The 2,515-nt window shown below is 68.0% G+C and carries 1 protein-coding gene and 1 pseudogene; both read left to right on the top strand.

Going from position 1 to position 2,515, the window contains the following annotated elements; all coding sequences use genetic code 11:
• Nucleotides 1-2,044 (top strand): TonB-dependent siderophore receptor (locus tag G3N93_RS38355; RefSeq protein WP_206135369.1); only part of this gene is annotated, 2,044 nt, incomplete at its 5' end.
• Nucleotides 2,045-2,127: 83 nt separating this feature from the next.
• Nucleotides 2,128-2,515, top strand: a pseudogene (locus G3N93_RS38360) (esterase); the annotation flags it as partial.

Raw genomic sequence — 2,515 nt, forward strand, 5'->3', positions numbered from 1 at the left:
AGGCGCGACGCTGCCGGCGATCGTCGTGAGCGCGCGTGCGGAGGCACTGCCCGAGGCGTACACCGGCGGTCAGGTCGCGCGCGGGGGCCGGCTCGGCATGCTCGGCAACGCCGACTTCATGGATGCGCCATTCAACATCACGAGCTATACCTCGGCGTTGATCGAGAACCAGCAGGCCGGCACTGTCGCCGACGTGCTGGAGAACGATCCATCGGTGCGCTTCACGACGTCGACCGGTCATATCGTCGAGAACTACACGATCCGCGGCTTCAACGTGATCGCCGACGATCTCGCGTTCAACGGGATGTACGGGCTCGCCCCATACGGTCACTCGCCCACCGAATTCATCGAGCGCATCGAAGTGCTGAAAGGGCCGAACGCGCTGCTGAACGGCATTTCGCCGAGCGGCGGCGTCGGCGGTGCGATCAACCTCGTCCCGAAGCGGGCGGGCGACACGCCGCTCGCGCGGCTCACCACCGACTACATCTCGGATGGCCAGTTCGGCGTGCACGCGGATCTCGGCCGGCGCTTCGGCGACAGGAACCAGGTCGGCATCCGTGTGAACGGTGCGTATCGCGACGGCCGCACGACGATGGACGGGCAGAACAAGAAGCGCGAGTTCGCGTCGCTCGCGTTCGACGTGAAGGGTGAGCGTGCGCGTTTCTCGCTCGATGCCTATACGGACACCGAACGTTTCGACAACGGCAGCCCGTGGATGGCGTCGTTCGCGAGCCAGGTCGTGAGCCCGCCGTCACCCGGCACGAACCTGCTGCGCGGCGCATGGGGCAAGCTCGACAACCAGGCCGTCGTCGCGCGCGGGGAACTCGACCTGACCGACCGGATTACCGCCTACGCGGGGATCGGCGGCCTCAGCTATCGCTACGCGGGTTTCATCAACGGGACGCGGGCCGGCGCGATCCAGCCGAACGGCAACTATCGCGCGGTGACGTACAACCAGAACGGCTATACCGACACGACGTCGATCGAGGCCGGCGCCCGCGCCCGGTTTCGCACGGGGCCCGTCAGCCATCAGGTGTCGCTCGGCGTGACGTCGCTGCAGATCGAGGCCGGCACGATCAACCGGACGAGCGCGATGTTCGCGTCGAACATCTACGCGCCGATCGATCCGCCGCTCGCGCCGTCGCCGGGCCCGGCGCCGAAGACGTCGGAGTCCGCGCTGACGAGCGTCGCGCTGGCCGATACGCTGTCGCTCGCACGCGATCGCGTGCAGCTCACGGTCGGGTTGCGCAGTCAGCGCGTCCATGCGAAGACCTATGCGGCCGCGACAGGGCTGAAGACCGCGGACTACAACGAAACCGCGCTGACGCCTGCGTTCGCACTCGTCGTCAGACCGTTCGGGCCGGATGTGTCGCTGTATGCGAATTATGTCGAAGGGCTGACCCAGGGCGACACCGTGTCCGACGTCACCGCGAAGAACTATGGCCAGATGTTCGCGCCGTACAAGAGCAAGCAGGTCGAGGTCGGTGCGAAATGGGAGACCGACACCTTCGCGAACACGCTGTCGCTGTTCCAGATCACGAAGCCGAGCATGCTGAAGGACCCCGCGATCAACCTGTACAGCGCCGATGGCGAGCAGCGCAACCGCGGCGTCGAATGGAACGTGTTCGGCCAGGTGGTGCCGCGGCTGCGCGTGCTGGGCGGCGTCGCGTACACGCAGGCGCTGCTGACGCACACGGCCGGCGGCGTTTATGACGGCAACACGGCGTACGGCGTGCCGAAATGGACGGCGAACCTCGGCCTCGAATGGGATACGCCGTGGGTGCAAGGGCTGACGCTGTCCGGTCGCGCGGTGGCGACGAGCGCGCAGTTCGTCAACTCGACGAACACGCAGCGCATCCCCGGCTGGACCCGGTTCGATCTCGGCGCGCGCTACGCAACGCAGGTCGCCGGCAAGGCGGTCGTGCTGCGCGGCGCCGTCGAGAACGTCGCGAACCGCACGTTCTGGGCCGGCACGTTCAACGACGGTTACGTCACGCAGAACGCGCCGCGTACCTTCAAGGTGTCGGCCACCATCGACTTCTGAGGCGCACGATGATGACTCTCCGGAACCGGGCTACGCGCATGGCGTGTACGTGGCGTGTCGGTGTGGTGCTGGCGGCGATCGTTATGTCGACCGCGCACGCGGAAGGCACGTTCGCGACGGGCGAGGTGGTGACGGGCAATGTGGCGCGCGAACCGACGGCGCACGCGCTGGCGCTCGATGCCGGTACGTTCGTCCAGGGGCGTCTCGAAGGCGCGGCGGCGACTGTCGATCTCGCGACGGGCGACGGCCGCCATCTGCGGCGACTCGTGACGGCCGATGGCCAATCGCGCGATTTCATGTTCGTCGCGCCGGCGGACGGCGGCTATGTGTTGCAGGTGTCGGCGCCGGAGGCCGGCGCACCGTCGTCTGACGGCCGGCGAGCCTACCGGCTCGCGATCGTGAATCGCGTGCCGCGCGCGCAGCAGCGTGCACCCGTGCCCGGCATCGCGAGCCCGCGCGTCGCGACGCTCG

It is taken from the genome of Burkholderia sp. Se-20378, assembly GCF_017104665.1.
GTDB classification, from domain to species: Bacteria; Pseudomonadota; Gammaproteobacteria; order Burkholderiales; family Burkholderiaceae; genus Burkholderia; species Burkholderia lata.